The following is a 1,782-nucleotide window of genomic DNA, read 5'->3' as shown; positions in this document are numbered from 1 at the left end:
GTGGGCTGGTCGGGGTCTCCGGCCTGGTTCCGGGAGAACGTGGCAAGGATCCGGCCCGAGTATGCTCCGGCTGATCCTGCTGACAGGATCTCTTACGATCCCGGGGATCAGGTCCAGTGCGATTTGTGGTTCCCGGAGGTGCGGATACCCGTCGGCGCCGGCAAGGCCAGGGTGCTGCCGGTGCTGGTGATGGTGTGTTCGCATTCGCGGTTCATCATGGCCAGGATGATCCCGTCCAGGATGACCGGGGATCTGCTGGCAGGGATGTGGGAGCTGCTCGGTGGTTTGGGTGCGGTTCCGCGGCGGTTGATCTGGGACAACGAAACCGGCATCGGCCGCAGGAACAGTTACGCCGTCGGAGTCGCGGCGTTCGCCGGGGTCTTGGCCACCCGGATCGTTCAGGTCAAACCCTACGACCCGGAAACCAAGGGCGTGGTCGAGCGGGCCAACCAGTTCCTGGAGACCTCGTTCCTGCCGGGCCGGGTCTTCACCTCAGCGGAAGACTTCAACAACCAGCTTGCGCAGTGGCTGCCGAAGGCCAACGCCCGGCTGGTCCGCCGGACCGGTGCCAGGCCGTCGGAGCTGATCGCCACGGACAAGGCGGCCATGCTGGCGCTGCCACCGGTTCCACCGGTCACCGGGTTCACCGCCCGGGTCCGGCTCCCGCGGGACTACTACGTCAGGATGGGATCCAACGACTACTCGGTGCACCCGCAGGCCATCGGCAGGTTCGTTGACGTCACCGCCGACCTGGAAACCGTCACCATCAGCCTGGACGGCAGAACCGTCGGGACCCATGCCAGGTCCTGGGGCACCGGGCTCACGGTCACCGACCCGGACCACGTCCAGGCAGCGCTCACGCTGCGGAAGGCCTTCCAAAACCCGGCACCGCCGGCAGAGACTGCCGGGGTGCGGGACCTGGCCGACTACGACCGGGCCTTCGGTGTTGTCCTCGATGAGGGGCAGGTCGCCTGATGCCCGCGGCCAAGGAAACCACCAGCCAGATCGAGTACTACTCCCGGGCGATGAAAGCACCCCGGATCCGTGAAGCAGCAGCCAGGCTTGCGGACCAGGCCCGCGACGGGGGTTGGAGCCACGGGGAATACCTCGCCGCTGTGCTGTCGCGGGAAGTGGCCGCCCGGGAAGCCTCCGGCGCCGAGCTCAGGGCCCGGGCTGCCGGTTTCCCGGCCCGGAAATCACTCGAGGACTTCAACTTCGATCACCAGCCCGGCCTCAAACGTGACACGATCGCGCACCTGGCCACCGGCGCGTTCCTCACCGAAGCGTCCAACATCGTCCTGCTCGGGCCGCCCGGCACCGGCAAAACACACCTCGCCACCGGGCTGGGCCTGCGGGCCACCCAGCTCGGGCACCGGGTCCTGTTCGCCACAGCCATCGACTGGGTCGCCCGGCTCCAAAGCGCCCACCAGAACGGCAGGCTGCCTCAGGAACTGGTCAGGCTGCGCCGCTACGGACTGATCATCGTGGACGAAGTCGGCTACATCCCGTTCGAGCAGGACGCCGCGAACCTGTTCTTCCAACTGGTCTCGTCCCGCTACGAACACGCCTCGCTGATCCTGACCTCGAACCTGCCGTTCGCCCGCTGGGGCGACGTGTTCGGGGACCAAGTCGTAGCCTCGGCCATGATCGACCGCATCGTCCACCACGCCGAAGTCATCACCCTCAAAGGATCCAGCTACCGCCTCAAACACACACAGGTCGACTCGCTGCCCTCGACAAGACCAGAAAATACGGCAGAATAACCAGCGTCAAAGTGGCTCA

Annotated in this window: 2 protein-coding genes; both read left to right on the top strand. The window is 66.4% G+C overall.

What is annotated here, in order from left to right; all coding sequences use genetic code 11:
* On the top strand, positions 1-975 hold a 975-nt coding region (locus ACR65J_RS20975), incomplete at its 5' end, for a Mu transposase domain-containing protein (protein ID WP_440172724.1).
* Positions 975-1,763 (top strand): IS21-like element helper ATPase IstB, encoded by a 789-nt coding sequence (gene istB / locus ACR65J_RS20970; protein ID WP_440172722.1) that lies wholly within the window; start codon positions 975-977, stop codon positions 1,761-1,763. The genes ACR65J_RS20975 and istB, both read left to right, overlap by 1 nt.
* Positions 1,764-1,782: the final 19 nt, after the last annotated feature.

This window comes from Arthrobacter sp. SAFR-044 (assembly GCF_059414985.1).
Note: the sequence above shows the minus strand (reverse complement) of the source record. Positions and strands in the feature narration are given on the sequence as shown.

Bases quoted from the DNA above. Each gene is read 5' to 3' on its own strand.
- istB (WP_440172722.1), top strand. From the start codon at position 975: ATGCCCGCGGCCAAGGAAACCACCAGCCAGATCGAGTACTACTCCCGG.